The following is a 21205-nucleotide window of genomic DNA, read 5'->3' on the forward strand; positions in this document are numbered from 1 at the left end:
GCTGTGCTATTGTTGACATCAGTATGGCAACAATGAAAAAGAATTAGGAAACCAACGATGAAAATTGACCGGCTTGTAAGCATTATCATGGTGCTCCTTGACAAGAAGCGTATAGGTGCACAGCAGTTGGCAGCTATGTTCGAGGTATCACAACGCACCATCTACCGCGATGTTGAAACCATCAACATGGCGGGTATTCCCATACGGTCGACACCAGGGGTAGGCGGTGGATTTGAGATTATGGAGGAGTACAAGCTGGAAAAGAAGGTATTCTCCAGTTCCGACCTCTCGGCCATCCTGATGGGGCTATCCAGCCTTTCCTCCATGGTACGTGCTGAAGAAGTGGTGCAGGCCCTTGCGAAGGTAAAAAGCTTCATTCCTGCTGATAAAGCAAAGGACATTTCCCTGAAGGCCAACCAACTATACATCGATTTGAGTCCCTGGCTGGGCAACAGGAATGTACAACCCTATGTAGAAATGGTGAAAACAGCGTTGCAGCAAAACAACCTGCTCGCCTTCGACTACGTAGACCGACATGGGACAAAAACCACCAGGACAGCCGAGCCCTATCAACTCGTGTTGAAGAACAGTCATTGGTATTGGCAGGGATACTGCCATACACGAAAGGACTTCCGATTGTTCAGGCTATCCAGGACACTGAACCTGCATATGCTTGAGCAGTCGTTCATTCCCAAGGAATGCCCTAAGCCACAGTTTGAGTATCCGGATGCTTTGGCTCCATTGTACACAACCATCACCATTCGGATTCATACATCGGTCATGGACAAGGTGCTCGAATACTGCACCTATGACCACTTCCAGCCTGACGGACCTGAGCACTACATCGTTGCTTTTCCCTTCATGGAGAATGACTACTACTACCAGATCCTGTTCGGTTTTGGTACGGAGTGTGAATGCTTGGAACCACTAGATATCCGTACAGAAATGAAACGTCGCATACTGGCTATGGCTGCCTTGTACTAGTGGTCTGCACTCCATCGTCCCTGCGCTAGGAACGGTTTTACGTTTTTGTTCTTGACTCAGGAACATTCGGCTTCTATCACACTATCGCGTAGTCTCACTAAGTTATACTTTCATTTTCTGAGACTCTTCCAACTCCTTGAATCGCCTATACAGCGTCGCCTTTGATAGCTTGGTGATTGTAAGAGCCTCATTGAGCGTGATGCGGCCTGCATTCAGCTTCTGTCTCACCTCATCCAACAGCGGCAGGGGTACCTTAATGGGCTTTCTTCCAGTATAGACACCCCGCTCCCTAGCTTCCAGTTGGCCCCTGCTCTGCTGCTGTCTTCGCTTGGTTGCAAGAAACTCATACTCGATCAGATAAGCCTTGATGAGAGTACTACGTTCCAGCTCGGAGAAATGTGTGCCATGGATGTCGATCGGAAGTCTCATCCCCAGCAATTGGAGAATCGAGAGTGCATGCCATTGTGCACTTTTGATTGAGAGACCGGTGAAGTTGTTGAATCCATCCTGTTGTACCACCAGCTTATCGCCTGTATATATTGTATCGGTGTTGATCAACCACTGCAGGCGGTTGAGATAGTCCAGATTCGCTCTACGCAATTCCTCTTGCAGATTTACTCGGTTCGCAGCTGGAGTGCGTTCACTGATGAACGTGGGTATTACTCCCACCCTATAATAACGTTCTCTTCTCAATGTCAGGTCGATACCAGGGATTCCTCCCCAATCAACAGGTTCCAATCCATCTATTACTTCATAATAGGGCTCGTTTCAATCCACGCACCAGCGAAGGATGCGATAGTACATAAGAATTTATCCTCAAACAGTTTATAGGAATCCTTGTCAAACAGTACTTGCAGCATAGTGATATACCAATTCCTGAGAATGTTCAACCTATGGCATGCATCAAATAGTAATCAGCCGAGGGACCTCATTCTCGTCGATTCAACTGTCGCATGGCTGAGTAAGGAGCATGCTATCTCCTCATCGAACTTGGCATCAGCGACTTGGAGGATCCACGGATAGGTTCGGACTATCCTCATGAGAGCCAAGGCTGCAGCAGAAGGCACTATTGCACTATCATTTTTCCATCTAGCCAGCGTTCTGGCAGGCAATCCAAGGGATCTCTCCATCGAGGCATTGGAATACCCCTGTTCGTTGAGGTAATTCAGAATATTCACCATGGATGATTGCTTTTGCAAGGCAAGCTCTTTCTGTATAAGTACATCATTGCCTGGATCGTCCTCTTCAAATCCACAGGCCTCGCACCGTATCACCTTCACAGGTACAGTTTTCTTCTGAGCAAAGGGTTCATTCAATGCAAATATTGCTTCCTGTATTACCAGAGAATCACTTCCACAATAGGAACATTTCATAGTTCACTCCTCATTTTTTTCATCATTCAGCATCCCGGCCTTCCTGAATGCAAGAGCAAAATCAGTCTCATCTCGTTTACGACAGCGATGAAGAGATTTGATAATCCACCTTTGATTCTGTTGGCTGTAGAAAATCGAGATGTAGCCACAAATCGAGCCTGAGGAAAACGTATAGGCATCACAAATCGGTGGAGGGAATTCATTGCTAATTCTATAGTGGGTTGAATTCACAAATTCCATGTTCTCTAAACCACCAGCAGTAATGAACTCGAGGATTTGACTCTTTGTCGTCAAATTAAAATCATTATAAGCATCTTTGTGTACCCAGTTTTCCAATCCCACGCTTACGTGTTTCCCTGATAGCGTTTCTCTACATGCCTGCACAAAATCGCTAAAACAATAGTTCGGCCGTGAATTGATCACTTCTCTATTTGAGATTATACACTATGTATAAAATATGTCAACTATTATACAAATTGTATAACTCCTCTCCTTTTTCTTCTCTACTCAAGGCATCCTCCTTAGGATGCGCAACTGTCTTGTATTCAGAAAGTCATTGCATTTTGCTTCAAGCAAAAAAGAAAATATTGTGCTATCTCTCACTATCACCTCCTGTTGAGCGCAGTCCCGTGCTGCATTATACTTTTCTCACGTTAGCAATGGAGAGGACCATGCAGAAGAACAGTCTATACGAACCACTTTGGCAGTACATTGCAGAAAAGGATGTACAGTCTTTGACACTGTCTTTTGCTGAAATACAAGCAATCTTGGGGTTTCCTATCAACCATGCCTTCCTGAATTACAAGAAGGACCTTCACGCCTATGGCTGGCTCTGCCACAAAATCTCCATGAAAGAGCAATATATAATGTTTCTTCGCCTGCCCGAGCATTCCACAATACGAGAAAAAGCCAGCTTCTCAGTTTTGGGGAAGGAAGGTTCAACAGAAGAAGGACCTGGATTTGTGCAACGACTCTGGCAGGAAGCCAACAATCACTTCGACCACATAGAACCGTATGCGAAGAAGGACAGCAATGGGAAGGTATGCGGCATCTGGGGTCTGATGAGCGACATGTCTCGGTCCTTCAAGCCCTGGGAACAGAATTTTACTCGAGGATTATACCTTGCAGGAGTTGAGTGCCTTGACGATATACAGACCCCTGATGGTTGGACATGCTGGACAATCCCAGGTTTTGAATATCTCTCAGTTGAGTGTTGGTCAGCTTCTATCTTTGAAACAACGATTGCTTTTCTTAAGGCTCATAAAATGCCTCTTGCAGGTGCAGTTCAAGACTTCACAGACCCAGCAACAGGGAAAGCCTTCATGTTGTTCCCCATCCGAAAAAATAGCTGATCAAAATCCCCTACTACGCCCTCAACATGCTCCCAACAAAGGATTTCGCCTCTTGCTTGCTCAAAGCCCCTACAGCCACAGCCCCGATCAGCGCAGCTCCCAAGCCTGCCCCATCATCTACTTGAGCTATGCTGGTCGGTAGCTTGAACTTCCGATCCAGTGCCTCCTGAAATAGAAAGTTTTTTCGTACTGAGCTTCCGGTTGCAATAATTCTTTCCATTGCTAGGAACACCTCAGAGGCCTCAACGCTGAATTGATATAACTCATCTACAATCCCATCGATTGTTCCCACTACTAAATTCCCCAGTGTCAGATTGTCCAACTGGATGGAACTGACCGAGCCCCTGGCATTCGGCTCCTTTCTTGAGCCATTGAACCTCGTATCGACAGCCAGGGAACCAGGAATACCATGACTTTTCCCTTCTTTCTTCATAAGCTCGAACACAGCCTCATCAGAAATTTTCATTCCAGCACTGCTGATAATGGAAGCAATACAGTGGTGGAGGGTCTCATAGGCCTTGCCTGCAGTCAACGTTGCCCCGACATGTAAATATCCTTCGCCAAGAAAGGGCCTCAGTTCCATGGAGGCAGGACAAACAGGTGAAGTACTGAACAAGGAAATCTGACCGCTGGTTCCCATGCTGACCAACGCAGAATGAGGCCAGTCGGAAACCATACCAAAGAAACCGGCTTGGTTGTCACCAACAGGGAAGGCCACGGGAATACCCTCAGGGGTATATCCAGCCAACTCAAAGGGAGAGCAGGCATCTAGAAACCGGGACTCTTTCAATCCGAACACTTCTTCGATGACTCTGTCATTGAAACGAGAGGAAACCGGATCGAAAGCGCCGAACGGACCTAGACAACTTGGATCAGACTTATCGATCGTTTTTCCCACCAAGCGACTTGTTATATATTCCAGAATCCCGCAGAAACCTACAGCTTCAGCAGGGACATTTTTGAGTCTTCTGTTGGCATAGTGGGCAAGCAAGCCATAGCCGCAAGGAAGATGTACTCCGGTTTTCTCAAACAACAGCTGCTGCGAGTCCATTCCGTCCACCTGCTCCATGGCCCTCCGGTCGAGCCAGGTGTAGAGCGGAGAAACAGCAATTCCCGAAGCATCGTAGTAGACGATACCGTGTACCTGGCCTGTCACGCACAGGGAGCCTATCGGTTCTTTCACTTGCAAAAGCAGTGTTCGCACAGCGCTCTCTATCGCATGCGGGTCCTGAGCATAGGCATACGACTCGCCAGTCTGCAGCTGGACATTGGGAATCGAGCGGGCAGGCAACAAGGTGCCTCCATTCAGGTCCAAGACCACCATCGAAATATTCGTTGTACCAATATCAAGTCCGACATGTACCCTACCCATACTACATCCTTCATTCGTAAGGGTAGTATACGTGACCTGGAACCACAAGAAAAGAGAATATATGCTCTGCATATTTATCTGCATATTTATCTGCATATTTATCTCTCATCTTACATCCCTCCAACAAATTCTTCGTAGACTTCTCTCTCCATTTACAGTACAGTAAACCAGTCTGAATCTTGGTGTTGCACGACAAGGAAGAGGTATGCTAGATATTGCCATTTGCGACGATGACCCCGGCCAGCTGGCGCTGATTCATTCCTATACAGCTCAATTTGTGCAAGAAAATAACATCCAAGCCTCCATTCACCAATTCATGCATCCTGATGAACTCTTGCGAACCTGTGAAAAACGACGATATCACCTGTATATTTTGGATATTGTCATGCCCATGCTCAACGGGGTTGAAGTAGGCAAAACCATCCGTGAACACGATCAACAAGCCATTATTCTTTATGCAACTTCTGAACCAAGCTTCGCTCTGCAATCGTTTGCGACAAACCCCATCAACTACCTGCTAAAGCCGATCGACAAGCAGCAACTCTTTAGGACGCTTTCGCTTGCCGTCTCCAAACTTAATCTCCCGCAAGAGCATACCTGCACGGTGAAAACCCAAGAGGGAATGCGAGTCCTCAGGTTCTCAGAAATAGTGTGCTGCGAATACTGTGATCACACCGTCATCTACACACTCACGGATGCCAGAACTGTAACCACGAAAGTAATAAAAGGTACGTTCTCTCATCATATTGAACCATTACTGAAAGACAAGCGCTTTTTACGGCCCCATGTCTCCTACATTCTGAACATGGAGTATGTCGAGGGTTTCACCAAAACAAGATTCACCCTTCGATCGGGCCTTTCAGTTCCCATAGTCGCCAAACAGTATTGCACGATACGTGATACCTACCTCGATTATCTGGCAACGAAGGGACAGCTGTGATGCAGGATCTACTGAGCAATATCCTGCGGGGCAGTGTCACCTCATTCATGAATATCCTGCTCCTATTCTCCCTGACCAAACCAAAATATGGACGTAAAAGTACCGTCCTTGCTGCAGTACTGGTCTTTGTGAGCAACATCGCCTTCACGCTCTGGTTCTATCTGAAGGAAGACCTTACCTCCCTATCCCGGTTTGATATTGTGATGTTTATCGTAGTCGGACTAGCCCTCAAGCCCCTCACAAGGCATAGTTTCATACAATGGTGCTTCAACTTTCTTACAACCCTCAATATTGCGATGATGATCATCATCATCAGCTTTCATATGGGAAGGCTCTTCCCCGTGCCACAGTATGCCAATACCCTCATCCGTTTCGTACTCTACCTACTGGTCATCGTACTTTTTATCAGGTTCTTTCGCCCCTTGTACGAGTCGGTTGTCAACAACTGGCCGATGTTCGCTGCCCTGATAATCTGCATGTTCCTCAATCTGTCCTACTACTTCTCCATCACTGACGACATCAAAAATACCTTGGTTATGTTCAAATGGCCTCTCTTCCTGTTGGTCGCTTTTTCCCTAGCCGCCTATGGGACAGTCTTTTATTCGCTGAAGCGCTTTACTGCAATGTATGCATTGAAAGCAGAAAACCTGAATATGCAGCATGAGCGAATACTTCTCTCCCAAGCAGCCTCTACCATGACAGAGAAGCTTATGCTCATGGATACAATAGCCTATGAACACAGCCTCGTCTCCCATGACCGCAGACACTTCAACAGCATGCTCTTAGGCCTTCTGAAACAGGGAGAGATTGAAGAGGCCATGGACTGTCTGCAAAAGCAGAATGAAATCAAAACAAGTCCTAGCAAAATCTATTGTGAAAACAAAGCCGTGAACGCCGCAGTCAGTTATTACGTGGATATGGCAGAACAGAAAGGCATTCAGACAGACATCAACCTCACCATTGCAGCCCAATTGCCTGTCGATTCGCTGGAATTGGCGCTTGTGGTATCGAATCTCTTCGAGAACGCGATCCAGGGAGTCTCTCTTTTGAGTGAAACCCAGAACCGATATATCCATCTCACCTGCCACCAGGTCGGACGGCTCTTGCTTGAAATAGCCAACCCTTGCAGGGAAACAGTACAATTAGGCCCCGATGGGCTTCCGTTCACTAATCAGGAAGGCCATGGAGTGGGAACCAAGAGCATCGCAGCCTTTGCGGCCAAGTACGATGCAGAACTGCTCTACTCTGTAGAGGGCGGTCAGTTCAGAGTGAGACTGCTCGTCTAACTTCTCCTTGCTTTATAAGTAGGAACTCAAGCCTTTTAAGGAAAAACTCTTTCTCCCCCATCCGAATTTGCTAGGCTAACACCCAAACAGATTTTTGGTTGGCACTCCCTGCATGTTCCTTTTCCTCACAAGTATGCAGCTGAATGCCAACCGAGTAAGAGGGGTCTCATCATGGCATTCAAAGTTCGGACGGCAGCTTGCACAGCTCTCCTGCTTCTTCTCTCTACCGTATCGTTATGTGCCGAAAGCACTTCCTTGCAGGTCGTAATCAAGCCAGCCTCCGCCAGCGTCCAAGCCATACGCTACCAGACAGGAATAGAGCCAACCAATACATGGATGGAAATGGATGCAGCCAACCCAGTTCTAGTGCTTGAGAGCTTCGACAGTACCCGGGACAGCCTCTTCGTCCAGCAGTCGGTGGACAAACTTTCCTGGAACTACAGCTATGAATACAAATACAACCCCTCCGACAAAAGGTGGACTATCCCCCCGATCCGGATTGTTATCAGGCCAACCTCGGAGAAGGTCCGGTCCATACGCTTCCAGACCGGGGCCGAGGCAACCGATGCGTGGACAGAAATGGATGCATCCAACCCCGTTTTGGTGCTTGAGGTATTCGACAGCAACCGGGACAGGCTCTTTGTCCAGCAGTCGCAGGACAGCCAGAACTGGGGCCCAAGCTACGAATACAAATACAACCCATCGGCAAGGTCCTGGACGGTCTCTCCTATTGGATCTGAAACATCCGGTCCCGTTGAATCGCTGGACCTGAAGCTGTACAACCTCTACCCGCTGAGCAAGAGCTCCACCTACTACTCGTATGTGATTGGGGCCGGGCTGAAGATGAACATCGCCTTGGACAAGCAAGAGACCCTCCTCGGGTACACGGAGCTCGCCTACAGCAGGGGCCCGTCGAAGTCCGACTGGGTCGATACCATGCAGGCGCTCAACATGTCGGTGGGGATGGGGTATCGATTCAGCCTTACCGAAAAGTTACAGCTGGCCCCCGAGCTCGGCTACGGGGTTGTGCTCCATCTGCTGAATGCGGATTTCGACGAGGATGGGACAAAGTCCTTCGAGCCCTTCATCGACCAGCAGGTCCGCCTCTCACTGAACCTCACCTACGCCCTTTGTGAACAGTACACCCTCATCGCCGCCCCGCTGGGTGTCGTGTTCTTCGAGAAAGGCAACATCGGGACCCTGTTGGGCCTCCAGGCCGGCCTTCGATTCAACTTCTAGGGGATTGCCATGAAAAAAACCACCATAACGATGCTACTCAGTCTATTCGTGCTTGCCGCAGTCCTGCTCGGCTTCACCGCCTGCAGTGACATGATGGAAAAGCTGGGGAACATCAGCCTTACCATCGTCCTGGACACCCCCGATGTACAAGTGGCATCCTATAGCTTGGAGGGATTGCACAACACTCCCAATACACGTTTTAGCATAAGCGACATCACCCCTCCGAGGCACTCGCTCTCCTCGCTGAAGAAAGGGACGTGGGATCTCACTGTCACCGCCTTCAACGCCGACGGGGACCAGATCGGCGCCGGCACGAGCCGCGTCGACCTCAAGGAAGGCCAGATAGCGGAGACCACCCTCTTGGTCGTCTTCAACCAGGCCGTACCCGCCGCAAGCTCCTTCACGTTCTCAGCCCCCACGCGCTTTGACAGTTTTGACGGCATTTTATCCGGGTCGACGGCGAACATGGAGTACCGGCTGGCATCGGAGCCGGAAGACACCCCCTATACGGCATGTACTGAAGGTACTACCATTCTGGGGACCGGCACGTACCTGCTCAGGTACGCAGCCGCACACGGCCTGAGGGCAAGCGAGCCGCTTCGTGTCACCGTGCCGCAGTACCAGCCGATCCAGCTGACCATCGCAGACCCGACGCTGACCACCGGCAAAGTCTATGACGGGACGACGGAGGTGTCCGGCACCGTTACGCTTGGAGCCCTCAGCGGGGTACGGGAAACTGACACGGTAACCGTAAGTGCCCGGACAACCTATGACGACAAATCATCTGGAAGCGGGAAAACCATCACGCTCACCTACACCCTCGATGGACCTGATGCAGGCAACTACATCAAGCCGGTCGACAAGGCTGTAACGAGATCCATTGAGAAGAAGCCGCTTACCGTCTCGGGAACAACCATCACCAACTCCAAGGTATATGATGGAGAGACCTTTTCGGCGGTCATCTCCCACGGCGCCCTCTCTGGAATTGTGACAGGCGATACCGTCACCGTCTCTGCAAGTGCAGCATACAGTGACAACTCTGCAGGGACCGATAAAACAATCACAGTGAGCTATACGCTGGGTGATACTGATGCCGCTAACTATCTTAAACCAATTGACGATTCCTCCTTCATTGGAGAAATCACCAAGAAGCAACTCACTGTTTCCGGCACTGAACCTATACTTGCCAAGCAATACGACGGCACTCCATCAGCTCAGCTACAGAACAGCGGGAATCTCATAGGGGTTGTACCTGGTGATGCTGTGACATTGCAAACAACTTCAACCTATTCCGACACTACGATAGGAAGTGGAAAACAAATTACCGTCCGCTATGCAATCAGTGGCGATACCACCAATTACTTGGTGCCTGAGAATGCTACGTTCAATGGCGGGCAGATCACACAAAAGCAACTCACTGTTTCGAATCTTGCCCTTACTTCCAGCAAGGTGTATGACGGCACGACCTCTGTAGCATCCCCCACATTTTCTTTCGATGGAAAGGTCCTGGGCGAGGATGTACGGGTGACGGCAACTGCAACCTATGATTCACCTACTGCGGGAAATGCAAAGCAAATCACCGTTGCCTACGCCCTGGAGGGAATCGACAAGGGCAACTATCTCAAGCCAATCGACCCAGCAGCCACCATTGCGGGTGTAATCTCCAAGAAACAATTGACGGCCAGAGGGACAGAGCTCACCCTGACCAAGGTATATGATGGAAATACTGCTGCAGCAATCACGGTGTCCGGTACGCTCTCGGGCATTGCAGCAGGTGATGCAGTCGATTTCAGCGTCACTGCCGCCTATACCTCGGAAACAGCGGGTGAAAACAAAGATATCATTGTTGTCTACTCGCTTACCGGTGATGCAAAGGATAATTACATCAAGCCGGAGAGCTATGTGCGCTCAGGCGTAATTCAGAAACGGCAACTACAGGTGACCACACCGACAACAGTAGCAACGACGAAAATCTATGACAGGACGCTGAGTGCACAGATTACGCAATACAGCAGCCTCAGTGGTGTTATTCCAGGAGACACGGTGACGTTGGCAACAACGGCTGCATATGTGACGAAATCTGCAGAGATAGATAAATCGATTTGGGTGCATTACACCATCGCTGGTGCCGATGAGAGCAACTACATACAACCCGCTGATGTTTTAGCAACAAGTCAGGGAGTTATCACCAAGAAGCAGCTTACCGTTACAGGAACAACCATCACAGCAAGCAAAGTATATAACGGGACGACTTCCGCTGCGGTGGGATTACCCGGCTCATTGGCAGGTGTTGTTTCCGGTGATTCAGTGTACGTATCAGCAACAGCTGCCTACGATACAAAAGCGGCAGGCACAGGCAAGCCCATTACTCTCACGTACACCTTATTCGGAACAGACCAGAACAACTACTTCAAACCAGTTGACTCAATTGCATCACAAGCAGGTGTGATTACCCCAAAACAACTTGATGCCAGGATTGAAGACTATGTTTCCACCAAGGTGTATGACGGTACCACTTCTGCAACAGCTCCCCAAATAACTCTGATTGGAAAGCTTTCGCCCGATACTGTAACAGTAACGACAACAGCTACTTATGACTCTGCTGCAGCAGTGACCAATAAAGTGATTGGACTTGTGTTCACGCTTTCAGGAGACGACAAGAACAACTATCTCAAGCCAATTGACATGGTATTGACAAGAGCAGGCTCAATCTCAAAGAAGCAGCTTACGATTAGTGATCCTACCTTGGAGACAATAACAAAGGTCTACGATGGCACAACAGCTGTCGCTGGTACCGTCACACCAGGGACTCTCTCCGGCGTGGTGTCAGGAGAAGAGGTTACCGTAGAAGCTGCTGCAAGCTATGAGTCGGCCGACGTTACCTATGCAACGAGTGGTTATAATAAGATCACAGTCAAATACACGTTGGATGGCCCCAATGCAAGCAATTACGCCCCACCAGTCTGGGCTTTCCCTTGGGGATCCATTGAGAAGAAACAACTGAGCGTCATCGGCACTGTCTTCCCTGCATCAAAGGTGTATGATAAAACATCTACAATCACCATCACATCACAAGGGACGCTGTCCGGTGTGATTGGAAGTGATGTTGTAACTCTGAGCAATGTTGTTGCATATTTCTCTGGTATTGCTAGTGATGATGTAGGAACCAACAAGGCCGTTACCATTAACTATACCATCAGCGGGACTCATGCCAACAATTACTACCTGAATAGTGATACAAGCAAAACTGCCTCAATTACCGCAGCAGTTTTGACTGCAACGGTGGGAGACTATACCCAGCAATACGGATCTGCTGTCCCTGCCTTCACCGTCAATGTCACCGGCTTTGTTGCAGGGGATAGCGCTACCAATATATGGGGATATACCGCTCCTACTGCAACAGCAGGAACCAATTCCTCCTCTGCTGCAGGAACCTACACGATTCGCATATCAGGAGGCAGCGCCCCCAACTACAGCTTCACTATGACTGACACGGGAACTCTGACCATCCAGAAGCCTGCCGGCCCTGCAATCAGTGATACCATAATGGGCTATATTCCTGCGTCTCCTGCAAGCCAGACGGTCATCAACGTTACAGGGTTCTCTACGAACTTAACTAACCTCGAGGCGGCTGTTGCCATCAATGGTTCAACATTCAGCAGTTATGTCGATATTGCAGTAGATAGTCGTAATCGTGCAATGATAGTCCCCACTACGACGGTAACTACTGCTACCAAAGTCCGGATCAGAGTGAAAGAGACAGACATTCTAGCGGCAGGACCTGCAAAGGAGATTGCTCTCACCTCCCAAGCCCTTGCGATCGGAGACTATTATCAGGGTGGTATTGTGGCCTATTTCTTTGTAAGTGGGGACCCTGGCTACATAGCTGGGCAAGTTCATGGTTTGATTGCAGCAACAAATGACGTTTCATCCACAGGAGTTGCTTGGTCGAATAGTACGACTACCATTGTGGGAACATCATCAGGTATCGGAACAGGATTGAATAATACCAATCAAATTGTTACGTCAATCGGCTCTTCAGCGTCATCCTATGCTGCAGGTATGACTCGCAACTACAGGGGAGGTGGATATTCCGACTGGTTCCTGCCTTCAAAAGATGAACTATATAAAATGCGCTTAGCGTTTGTTTCTATCGGTAATTTCGCATCACCAGCATCATTCTATTGGAGTTCCACTGAGGAAAAGGCGTGGTCGCGCGAAGAAACGGCATATACAGGTGATACAGTGCATGCGATAGAATTCAATCCCAATAGTGGCAATTCAATATTGGTTTCAAATTCTCCGAAAACATACGCTTACTTCGTCCGTCCCGTCCGAAATTTCTAGTATACCCTACCTCTGCCAAGCATCTGCTTGGCGGGGGTATTTTCCTTAGTACCATGCTGGGTATTACCCGTTTATAATCGGTTAATCCGGCTGTTCTTACACACTTCTCACAAGTTTGTAATAGACTTCTGTTCAGTTATACGGTAGAGTATTTTAGTTAAAACTAAGGTTTGTTCTGCAAGGATACTGTATGCTGGATATTGCCATCTGTGATGATGATCCCACCCAATTGAGCCTGCTTGCCTCCTATACAGAAGAGTTTATCCAGGCAAACGCAATCGGGGCTGTAATCCACCAATTCGATCACCCCGACAGACTTTTATCCAAGTGTGAAAAACAACACTATCATCTCTACATCCTGGATATAGTAATGCCCATGATCAACGGGTTGGAAGTGGGAAAAGCAATCAGGGAATACGATCAGGAAGCATTCATACTCTACGCCACCAATGAACCAAACTTCGCGCTGCAATCATTTGCAACACACCCCATCAATTACTTGATCAAGCCCATCGACAAGCAACAATTCTACAGTACCCTGCAACTGGTTGTCTCCAAGTTGAATCTTTCAGAGGAGAAAACTTGCCTTATAAAAACTCGTGAGGGAATCCGGGTAATCCGATACTCGGAAATCCTCTCTTGTGAATACTCAAAACACACCGTGACCTATACGCTCACGAGGCAGCGATGCTTTACCACGTGCGTGATCAAAGGTACATTTTCACAGCATATCGAGCCCCTGCTGCAAGACTCGCGTTTCATCAGGCCGCACGTCTCCTATGTGCTGAATATGGAACATGTTGACAGCTTTACCAAGTCTCAATTCACGCTCCGGTCGGGACAGAGCATTCCCATAGCAACAAACCACTATGAGGCAGTACGAATTGGTTACATGCAGTATCTGGTTGCAAAGGAAACTGAACGATGCAGGACCTGATCAGCAACATCCTACGGGGAAGTGTTACGGCTGTCATGAACGTCCTGCTCCTCTTCACCCTGACCAAATCAAAATACGGAAGGACCAGTACCATCGTCGCGGCAACCCTGGTATTCCTGGCCGATATCTGTTCGACTATGTATCTATACCTGTATGCCGACCTCACAGCAGTATCACACGTAAATCTGCTTACCATCATCATACTGGGCATTTTTCTCAAACCCTTATCCAAAACAAGCACCATGCAGTGGGCATTCAACTATCTGACAACGATGAACATCATGATTATGATCGTCATCGCCAGTTTCCAAATTGGAATGCTTTTTCCCTTCATTCCTCACATTCATACACTCTCGCGCTTGGTTCTCTATGTGCTGGTAATTTTCTTATTCAATCGATACCTGCTTCCACTCTATCGGTCTGCGGCCGATAACTGGCCGATATTCTCAGTCTTGGTAATTTGCCTCTTTTTGATCCTCTCTTATCCCTTTTATGCAACCACCGATATAGTTGGAACCTTACAGACGTATCGCTGGCCGCTCTTATTGCTTGTCGTTCTTGCAACAGCGGCATACGGGACCATTTTCTATTCACTCAAGCGTTATAGTGTAATACACGCCTTGGAGACGGAAAACCTGAGCATGCAGTACGAAAAAACCCTACTCTCCCAAGCAGCTTCCACGATGGCGCAGAAACTTGATCTCATGGATAAGGTTGTCTACCAGAACAACCTTGCATCTCATGACCGCCGACATATATACGGTATGCTGCTGCAATTGTTGCAGCAAGGCGAAACCCAGGAAGCGATAGGTTGCCTACAAGTACAGCTTGCAACAAAACAACCGGCAACGAAAGTCTATTGTGAGAATACAGCAGTAAATGCAGTAACCAGTTATTATGCTGAAATGGCAGAACAACAAGGGGTACAGACAACTATAAACCTGTCTGTGCCGGCTCAACTTCCCTTCGATTCTCTCGAGTTTTCCATGGTTATCGCAAATCTTTTGGAGAATGCAATAGAAGGCACACTGTCCATTCAGGAAGACCGAAAGAAATGTATTTCTTTCCATTGCTTTCAAAAAGGGCGAATTCTGTTGGAAATCACAAACCCATGCAGGGAGAATATCGTCCTCGATGCTGATGGTCTGCCTATAAGTAACAGGGAAGGCCATGGTATCGGGACCAAAAGCGTCGTCGCGTTTGCAGCGAAGTACCATGCCGAGCTTATCTATAACATCGATCAGGGAATATTTACCGTACAACTGTTCATGTAATATCTAAGTAGAAAAACATACTATTTATGTAAATCCGAGTTCTTGCTGTGAGTAATCAGCTAGAATTTATTCCAAATTTTCTGACAAACGACTCAGTACTTTGTTCTTTTATCAACAGAGAGACAATTACAAAGGTCGTTCTTGCACGAGGGGTTTAACCATGAAACTCAGCGTTCGGACAGCGGTTTGTACTGCGCTCCTGCTTCTTGCATCTTCTCTATCGATTTATGCTTCGGCTTCACCCTTGCCGATTGTAATCAAACCGACCTCCGAGCAGGTTGTGGCAATCCGGTACCAAACCGGACACAAAGCAAAAGGACCTTGGAAAGAGGTGAATGCCGACCATCCCATCCTGTCACTTCAAGCATTCGACAGTATACAGGATGTCCTCTTCGTTCAGCAAAAAGAACCAAACAAGGGTTGGAGCCGTAGCTATGAGTACCGGTACGACGAGCAGACAAACAGCTGGGACGTAACGCTGCCGACTCTCAAGAAACCGTTGTTCATTGACTCGATGGAGCTTAAACCGTATGCGTTGTTCCCGACAAATTCGAGTTCCACGCTTTATTCCTCAGTGATCGGGGGAGCTGTCAAGTTCAACCTCAGCGTCGACGAACACAAGCCCTTGTACGGATACGTGGAAGGCGCATACAGCCGAGGACCTTCAAAGTCTGATTGGGTTAATGTGATGCAGGCGGTCAACATTTCAGCAGGGTTTGGTTACAGGATACGTTTGGGAAAGAGCGTGGATCTTGCACCTGAGGCGGGCTACGGCTTGGTCCTCCACATCCTCGACGGCGACCAAGACCTGGATGGGACGGATTCGCTTGAGGTTTTTGTCGACCAGCAGGCACGCCTTGCGCTCACCTTCAGCTACACATTCTGTGAAGCTCATGCATTCTTCATCGCTCCTTTGGGTGTCATGTTCTTCGAGAAATCAAGGGTCGCAGCACTGTATGGCGTCCAAGCTGGAATGCGCTTCAACTTCTAGGAAAAAACCATGAAAAACATCAATACAACACTATCAATCATATCTATCGTGATACTTTGCACTCTGCTTAGCTTCGTTGGTTGCAGCGATATGATGGCTACGCTTGGGAACATCAGTCTGACCATCGATTTGGACACTCCCGAAGTTGAGGTGGCCTCTTATACCTTGGAGGGGAATTTAGTCGATACGGCTACCAGATTCACCCTGAACAATATAACCCCGCCAAGGCATACACTCACTGAACTGAAGCAGGGAAGATGGAACCTAAGCGTTAAAGCGTTCGACGACCAAGGCAGTCAGATAGGAATCGGGACCAAGGCGGTCGATCTCAAAGAAGGCCAGATTGTCGACACCTCGCTTTTGGTGGTATTCAGCCAGAGCACGCCGCTGGCAAGTGCGTTCACCATCACAGGACCCTCGCGTCACGATTCCAGAGAGGGTTCAGTCGCAGGAACAACGGTGAAGATGGAGTACCGACTTGCTTCAGCTGCCGAGGATGCTCCCTTTAGCGCCTGCTCTGCTGGTATCACCTTGCTTATACCGGGGACATACAAAGTCAGATATGCTGCTGCACATGGTCTTCAGGCTAGCGAATGTCTTACCGTCACCGTCCCTGCATACACGCCGATTCAGCTGACGATAACCAGTACCTCTCTGACCACGACCAAGGAATATGACGGGACGAATACCGTGCAAGGAAGCATTACACCGGGAACTCTGAGTGGTATGCTCAGCGGGGATGAGGTGACTGTTCACACACAAGCTGTCTATGATTCTTCCTCTGTAGGGAACAGTAAAACCATCACCGTTACCTACTTCCTTGGAGGCGCTGATGCAAACAACTATCTCAAGCCGGTCGACGCAGCGGTGACAGGCATCATTCAGCAAAAGCAGCTCTCCATCACAGGAACCAGTGTTGATACTTCCAAGGAGTATGACAATGCAACCAGAGCCGAGGTTTCCAACCTAGGAAGCTTGGTTGGCGTCATTGGCTCGGAACAGGTCTCGGTAACTGCCTCAGCTGTGTATAGAGACAAAAATGCAGGAACGGGCAAGCAGATCACCGTTACCTATGCCCTCACTGGTGATGACAAGGACAACTACCTCAAGCCAGTCGACGACGCAAGTTTTGCGGGTACGATAACCAGGAAAGCACTTACTGCCAATCTTCCTTCCATCCAACTATCCAAGGAGTATGATGGCACAACAGCTGTTTTTACGACATCCGGAAGCCTCGACGAAGATGATGTGATACCTGGTGACGATGTGCAAATTCATGCCCAGGCTTCCTATAACTCGGCAACCGCGGGTGATGAGAAGACAATTACAGTAACCTATAACCTCAGAGGTGATGATGCCAATAACTATACGTTACTGGCAGATTCTTCCAACAGTAGCCTCCCGGGAGTAATCTCCAAGAGGCGGCTGACGGCCACTGTTGGAAATCATACAAAGATATACGGTCAAGCAAATCCCTCATTCACTGTGAATGTTACAGGTTTCGTGAACGGAGAGACGGCCTCAACAGCCGGCGACTATGTTGCACCGATTGCATCTACTGCAGCCACTACCACCACCGATACGGGAAACTATGAAATCTCCATATCGGGAGGAAGTGCAACCAACTACAGCTTCAATACCAGCGATACAGGTACGTTGACGATCAACAAGGCCACGTATGATATGAGCGCAGTCTCTTTCACCGACAAGACGGTTACGTACAACGGGACCGAGCAGAGCCTGCCCATTTCCGGGACTCTGCCTTCAGGCGTTACTGTTTCCTACACCGACAATGCGAAGACCGATGCAGGAACCTACACCGCTACCGCTCATTTCAGCGGCGATGCCACCAATTACGAGGCCATTGCCGACAAGACGGCTACGCTGACGATCAACAAGGCTGTTTTGACAGCGACGGTGGGAGACTACTCAAAGACTTATGGAACTGCGAACCCTGTATTCACTGTATCCGTTACGGGCTTTGTGAACGGCGAGACGGCCTTAACAGCCGGCGACTATGTTGCACCGACTGCATCTACTGCAGCCACTACCACCACCGATACGGGAAACTATGAAATCTCCATATCGGGAGGAAGTGCAACCAACTACAGCTTCAATACCAGCGATACAGGTACGCTGATCATCGAACCAATCACTATGACGGGCTCTGTCATCCTTACTGGCAGCTGGACGTATGGCGAGACCCTCACAGCTGTTCCAACTCTCACAAATGCCGGGCCTGCTCCAACCTATATATGGGTGCGTAATGGTGGGCTTATAGCTGGTGCAACAGAATCTACGTATACTTTGACTGAAGCTGATATCGGGTATTCCATCAAAGTAGCTATCAATGCGACAGCGGGTAACTATAAGGGTCAGGTTGTAAGCACAGCAGCAAACATATCAAAAGCTGCAGGAGCTTCTTTCAGCGGAACCATCAGTGCATACTATCCGTATTCACCTGCAACAAAGACAATCGTCAACGTAACTGGCTTTGATGTTAATCAGACAGGACTGGAGGCAAATATCTCTACGGATGGGACGACGTATGGATCATATGATGAACTCGAAATCGACAGTCGGGGCAGGGCCATGATATCAACAACTTCCGCTACAAAAGTCAAAATCAGGTATAAGGAGACACCAACAGCCTTCCCAGGAGCTGACCTAGTGCTCAACGTCGCAGAGCAAGACTTGGCAATCGGAGACTACTACGCAGGAGGTGTGGTAGGGTACATCTACCAAACCTACGATCCTGGGTACGTAGAAGGACAACTGCATGGCTTGATCGCAGCCAAATCTGATACGTCTACCAATGGAAGTAAATGGTCCACTAATACTACATTGACTATTGGCACGGGAATCGGAATCGGAACGGGATCATCTAATACCGATGCCATCATCCTGGCCCTTGGTGGCAGCGAGATAGGTATGTACGGTGCAAAAGAAGCACGCTTGTATACCAATGGAGACTACAATGATTGGTTCCTCCCTTCGTGGCATGAGTTGTTGAAACTACGAGACAATAGAGTTGTCATCGGCAATTTCGTTGCCAGTGTCTACATGAGTTCTTCAGAGTCTACTCAACCTGGCTGGGACCCGTGGCCATATTTCCATGCAGTTTATTTTGATGGGGATATGCGGAACCATGTGTTCGATAAACCTGCCGTAACACCTATCAGGGCAGTACGCTACTTCTAAAGGTATCTACCCTGCCAGGCAATTGCTTGGCAGGGAATCTTTATTACTATAGTTGTCACGTAGGAATATACTCTTAGCATGAAACGCCTATTGTTTTCCCTAGTACTGAGCATTCTTCTCATCTCCTGTTCTCTCTTTCCCGATCAGAGGATAGCATTCACGTTCACCAACGCTTTGGGCAGTACCATACAAACGGTTTCTGTTTACCCCATCCACAATTCCGAACTTGCCGCCTCATCTTCCACACTTGCCTGCAGTCAGACAAAGACTCTCCAACTCAACTTGAAGAAGGCTACCAAGAGTGATAGCTGCTATGTCGTTGCTATTGAGCATGAGGGGATTACCACTTCCGTTGAGTATGGCTACTACTCCAATGGCTTTCCCTTGGAGAAACAGGTGAGCATCGTAATCGATAGCGAATTCTTGGATGCTGGGAAATGAAGAAAGTTCTGTCTTTATCGTCCCTATGTATGGAATAAACATCTAGGTTACCCTTCTGAGAATCGGTTTGTACTCTAGGACTTACGCTGATAGGTTCTTTATTGTTTCTTTTATTTTGACTTGTTTCATTGTTAGCGGTACATTACTAGTATGATGGTACAAATAAAGCGTGATACACTGAATCGATATTTGCAATCTCTGTTCGGATTTGAAACTGACATCCACGAGTATTCATTGCCAAAGACTTCTCCACTCTATCTAGCTGAAGGCTACCAGTTCCTGCTTATTACCATGCAGCTAACCAAGTTCATTGCTATGGGACCTGTTACGCAAGAGTATCGATTACCCACTCTGGTCAAGCATCTATCAAAAGTAGTTCAGCTGACTGGTCTGCCTTGTGCTTTGGTTTTTTCCCTATTGCGTACACAGCAACGCAGTGTACTTATTCAACTAAGGATTCCTTTCTTGGTACCCGATGCACAAGTATACCTTCCCTTTATTGGGTGTGTGTTCACTGAAAAGAAAAGGAGTACGCTCCCCTTGCCGGAGGCGATGGCTCCAGGTACACAACTTGTTTTTCTCTATTTCTACTATCTGAAATCCAGTCATGCAGTTACGGCTACAGATTTGGCAAAACACCTGAAACTATCAAAGGCAACGCTCACCAGGGCAATAAGCTCGCTTGAACAGCTTGGCCTCCTCACGGTGACGAGTGAAGGAACGAAGAAGTTACTTTCACCTGCCAGCACCTCCAACCATAAGCTACTGGAAGCAGCTAAACCATATTTACAATCACCAGTGCTTAAAACCATCTACCTCTCAGAAAAACCAACCAACGTGTTGCTTGGGGGAATGTTGGCTTTGGCCTCTCTTACATCTCTTTCAGAGGATTCATCGGATGGATCGTACGTCATACCAAGGCGTAAAACAAACCAGCAGGAATTTCAGAAGATAAGTAAACAGGATTTCTTGGACTTCGGAGGCTTTCCTGTTGAAATCTGGAAGTATGATCCTACTTTATTGGTACCAAGCAAAACGGTAGATATCATCTCGTTGCTGTTGAGTTTCACCGGGGAGTACGACGAAAGAACTGAACAGGCGCTACAGACATTGAAGGAGAGCGTTTCGTGGTAAAAGCCTCGTTTGTTGAGGAATTTTGGGATGTTATCCATGAAGAAGGGTATACAGTCCAAGAGAAGAACTCAGGTAAGCCCCAGTTCTATAGATTCTCTAAACCTAGCAATGAGATTTTCCCGGACAGTGACTATGCTTATGTACCAAACAGGTGTGCTACAAATTTTTAGCTTTGCAATGATGCTTATGTAATCTGTTGTGTATTTCAAACAGTAAAGATCCAAAGAAAGGATCGATCCCTGTAGATGAATATATCCATGTCAACATTGGGGTACGACTACTACTCCAATGGGTGTCCCATGGAGAAACAGATTGGCATTGTAATCACCAGAGA

The 21205-nt window shown here is 48.1% G+C and carries 15 protein-coding genes; 12 read left to right on the forward strand and 3 right to left on the reverse strand.

Going from position 1 to position 21205, the window contains the following annotated elements:
* Nucleotides 1-57 precede the first annotated feature (57 nt).
* A complete protein-coding gene (locus tag SPIBUDDY_RS12565; RefSeq protein WP_013608143.1) occupies nucleotides 58-984 on the forward strand; it encodes a helix-turn-helix transcriptional regulator in 927 nt (308 codons plus the stop codon).
* A gap of 102 nt (nucleotides 985-1086) precedes the next feature.
* On the opposite strand, the gene SPIBUDDY_RS12570 is transcribed toward SPIBUDDY_RS12565, so the two are convergent.
* Nucleotides 1087-1653: a recombinase family protein gene (locus SPIBUDDY_RS12570; RefSeq protein ID WP_013608144.1), complete on the reverse strand. Its 567-nt coding sequence runs from the start codon at nucleotides 1651-1653 to the stop codon at nucleotides 1087-1089.
* Nucleotides 1654-1898: 245 nt separating this feature from the next.
* Nucleotides 1899-2357 (reverse strand): hypothetical protein, encoded by a 459-nt coding sequence (locus SPIBUDDY_RS12575; protein WP_013608145.1) that lies wholly within the window; start codon nucleotides 2355-2357, stop codon nucleotides 1899-1901.
* Nucleotides 2358-3028: 671 nt separating this feature from the next.
* On the opposite strand from SPIBUDDY_RS12575, the gene SPIBUDDY_RS12585 reads away from it, so the two are divergent.
* Nucleotides 3029-3709: a GyrI-like domain-containing protein gene (locus SPIBUDDY_RS12585; RefSeq protein WP_013608147.1), complete on the forward strand. Its 681-nt coding sequence runs from the start codon at nucleotides 3029-3031 to the stop codon at nucleotides 3707-3709.
* Between the two features lie 13 nt (nucleotides 3710-3722).
* Here the strand turns inward: SPIBUDDY_RS12585 and SPIBUDDY_RS12590 are convergent, their stop codons facing one another.
* Nucleotides 3723-5081: a sedoheptulokinase gene (locus tag SPIBUDDY_RS12590; protein ID WP_172634202.1), complete on the reverse strand. Its 1359-nt coding sequence runs from the start codon at nucleotides 5079-5081 to the stop codon at nucleotides 3723-3725.
* A gap of 205 nt (nucleotides 5082-5286) precedes the next feature.
* Here SPIBUDDY_RS12590 and SPIBUDDY_RS12595 point away from each other — a divergent pair, with 205 nt between their 5' ends.
* The 10 genes from SPIBUDDY_RS12595 to SPIBUDDY_RS12640 all read left to right on the forward strand — a co-directional run bounded on the left by SPIBUDDY_RS12595 (nucleotide 5287) and on the right by SPIBUDDY_RS12640 (nucleotide 20871).
* Nucleotides 5287-6021, forward strand: a complete 735-nt coding sequence (locus tag SPIBUDDY_RS12595; protein ID WP_013608149.1) for a LytR/AlgR family response regulator transcription factor — start codon at nucleotides 5287-5289, stop codon at nucleotides 6019-6021.
* Nucleotides 6021-7307: a GHKL domain-containing protein gene (locus tag SPIBUDDY_RS12600; protein ID WP_013608150.1), complete on the forward strand. Its 1287-nt coding sequence runs from the start codon at nucleotides 6021-6023 to the stop codon at nucleotides 7305-7307. The genes SPIBUDDY_RS12595 and SPIBUDDY_RS12600 overlap by 1 nt, the downstream gene beginning before the upstream one ends.
* Nucleotides 7308-7478: 171 nt before the next feature.
* Nucleotides 7479-8546, forward strand: a complete 1068-nt coding sequence (locus SPIBUDDY_RS12605; protein WP_013608151.1) for a hypothetical protein — start codon at nucleotides 7479-7481, stop codon at nucleotides 8544-8546.
* A 9-nt stretch (nucleotides 8547-8555) separates the two neighbouring features.
* Complete coding sequence (locus SPIBUDDY_RS12610; protein ID WP_013608152.1) at nucleotides 8556-12893, forward strand: YDG domain-containing protein; 4338 nt, start codon at nucleotides 8556-8558, stop codon at nucleotides 12891-12893.
* 190 nt (nucleotides 12894-13083) lie between these two features.
* Nucleotides 13084-13830: a LytR/AlgR family response regulator transcription factor gene (locus SPIBUDDY_RS12615; protein WP_013608153.1), complete on the forward strand. Its 747-nt coding sequence runs from the start codon at nucleotides 13084-13086 to the stop codon at nucleotides 13828-13830.
* A complete protein-coding gene (locus tag SPIBUDDY_RS12620) occupies nucleotides 13818-15104 on the forward strand; it encodes an ATP-binding protein (protein ID WP_013608154.1) in 1287 nt (428 codons plus the stop codon). Before SPIBUDDY_RS12615 ends, SPIBUDDY_RS12620 begins: the two co-directional genes overlap by 13 nt.
* Before the next feature lie 160 nt (nucleotides 15105-15264).
* Nucleotides 15265-16095: a hypothetical protein gene (locus SPIBUDDY_RS12625; protein ID WP_013608155.1), complete on the forward strand. Its 831-nt coding sequence runs from the start codon at nucleotides 15265-15267 to the stop codon at nucleotides 16093-16095.
* A gap of 9 nt (nucleotides 16096-16104) precedes the next feature.
* On the forward strand, nucleotides 16105-19296 hold the full coding sequence (locus SPIBUDDY_RS12630) for a YDG domain-containing protein (RefSeq protein WP_013608156.1): 3192 nt from the start codon (nucleotides 16105-16107) through the stop codon (nucleotides 19294-19296).
* Nucleotides 19297-19374: 78 nt separating this feature from the next.
* Nucleotides 19375-19737 (forward strand): hypothetical protein, encoded by a 363-nt coding sequence (locus tag SPIBUDDY_RS12635; RefSeq protein WP_013608157.1) that lies wholly within the window; start codon nucleotides 19375-19377, stop codon nucleotides 19735-19737.
* 150 nt (nucleotides 19738-19887) lie between these two features.
* Nucleotides 19888-20871 (forward strand): MarR family transcriptional regulator, encoded by a 984-nt coding sequence (locus SPIBUDDY_RS12640; protein WP_013608158.1) that lies wholly within the window; start codon nucleotides 19888-19890, stop codon nucleotides 20869-20871.
* Nucleotides 20872-21205 lie beyond the last annotated feature (334 nt).

The sequence above is a fragment of the Sphaerochaeta globosa str. Buddy genome, from assembly GCF_000190435.1.
Taxonomy (GTDB): Bacteria; Spirochaetota; Spirochaetia; order Sphaerochaetales; family Sphaerochaetaceae; genus Sphaerochaeta; species Sphaerochaeta globosa.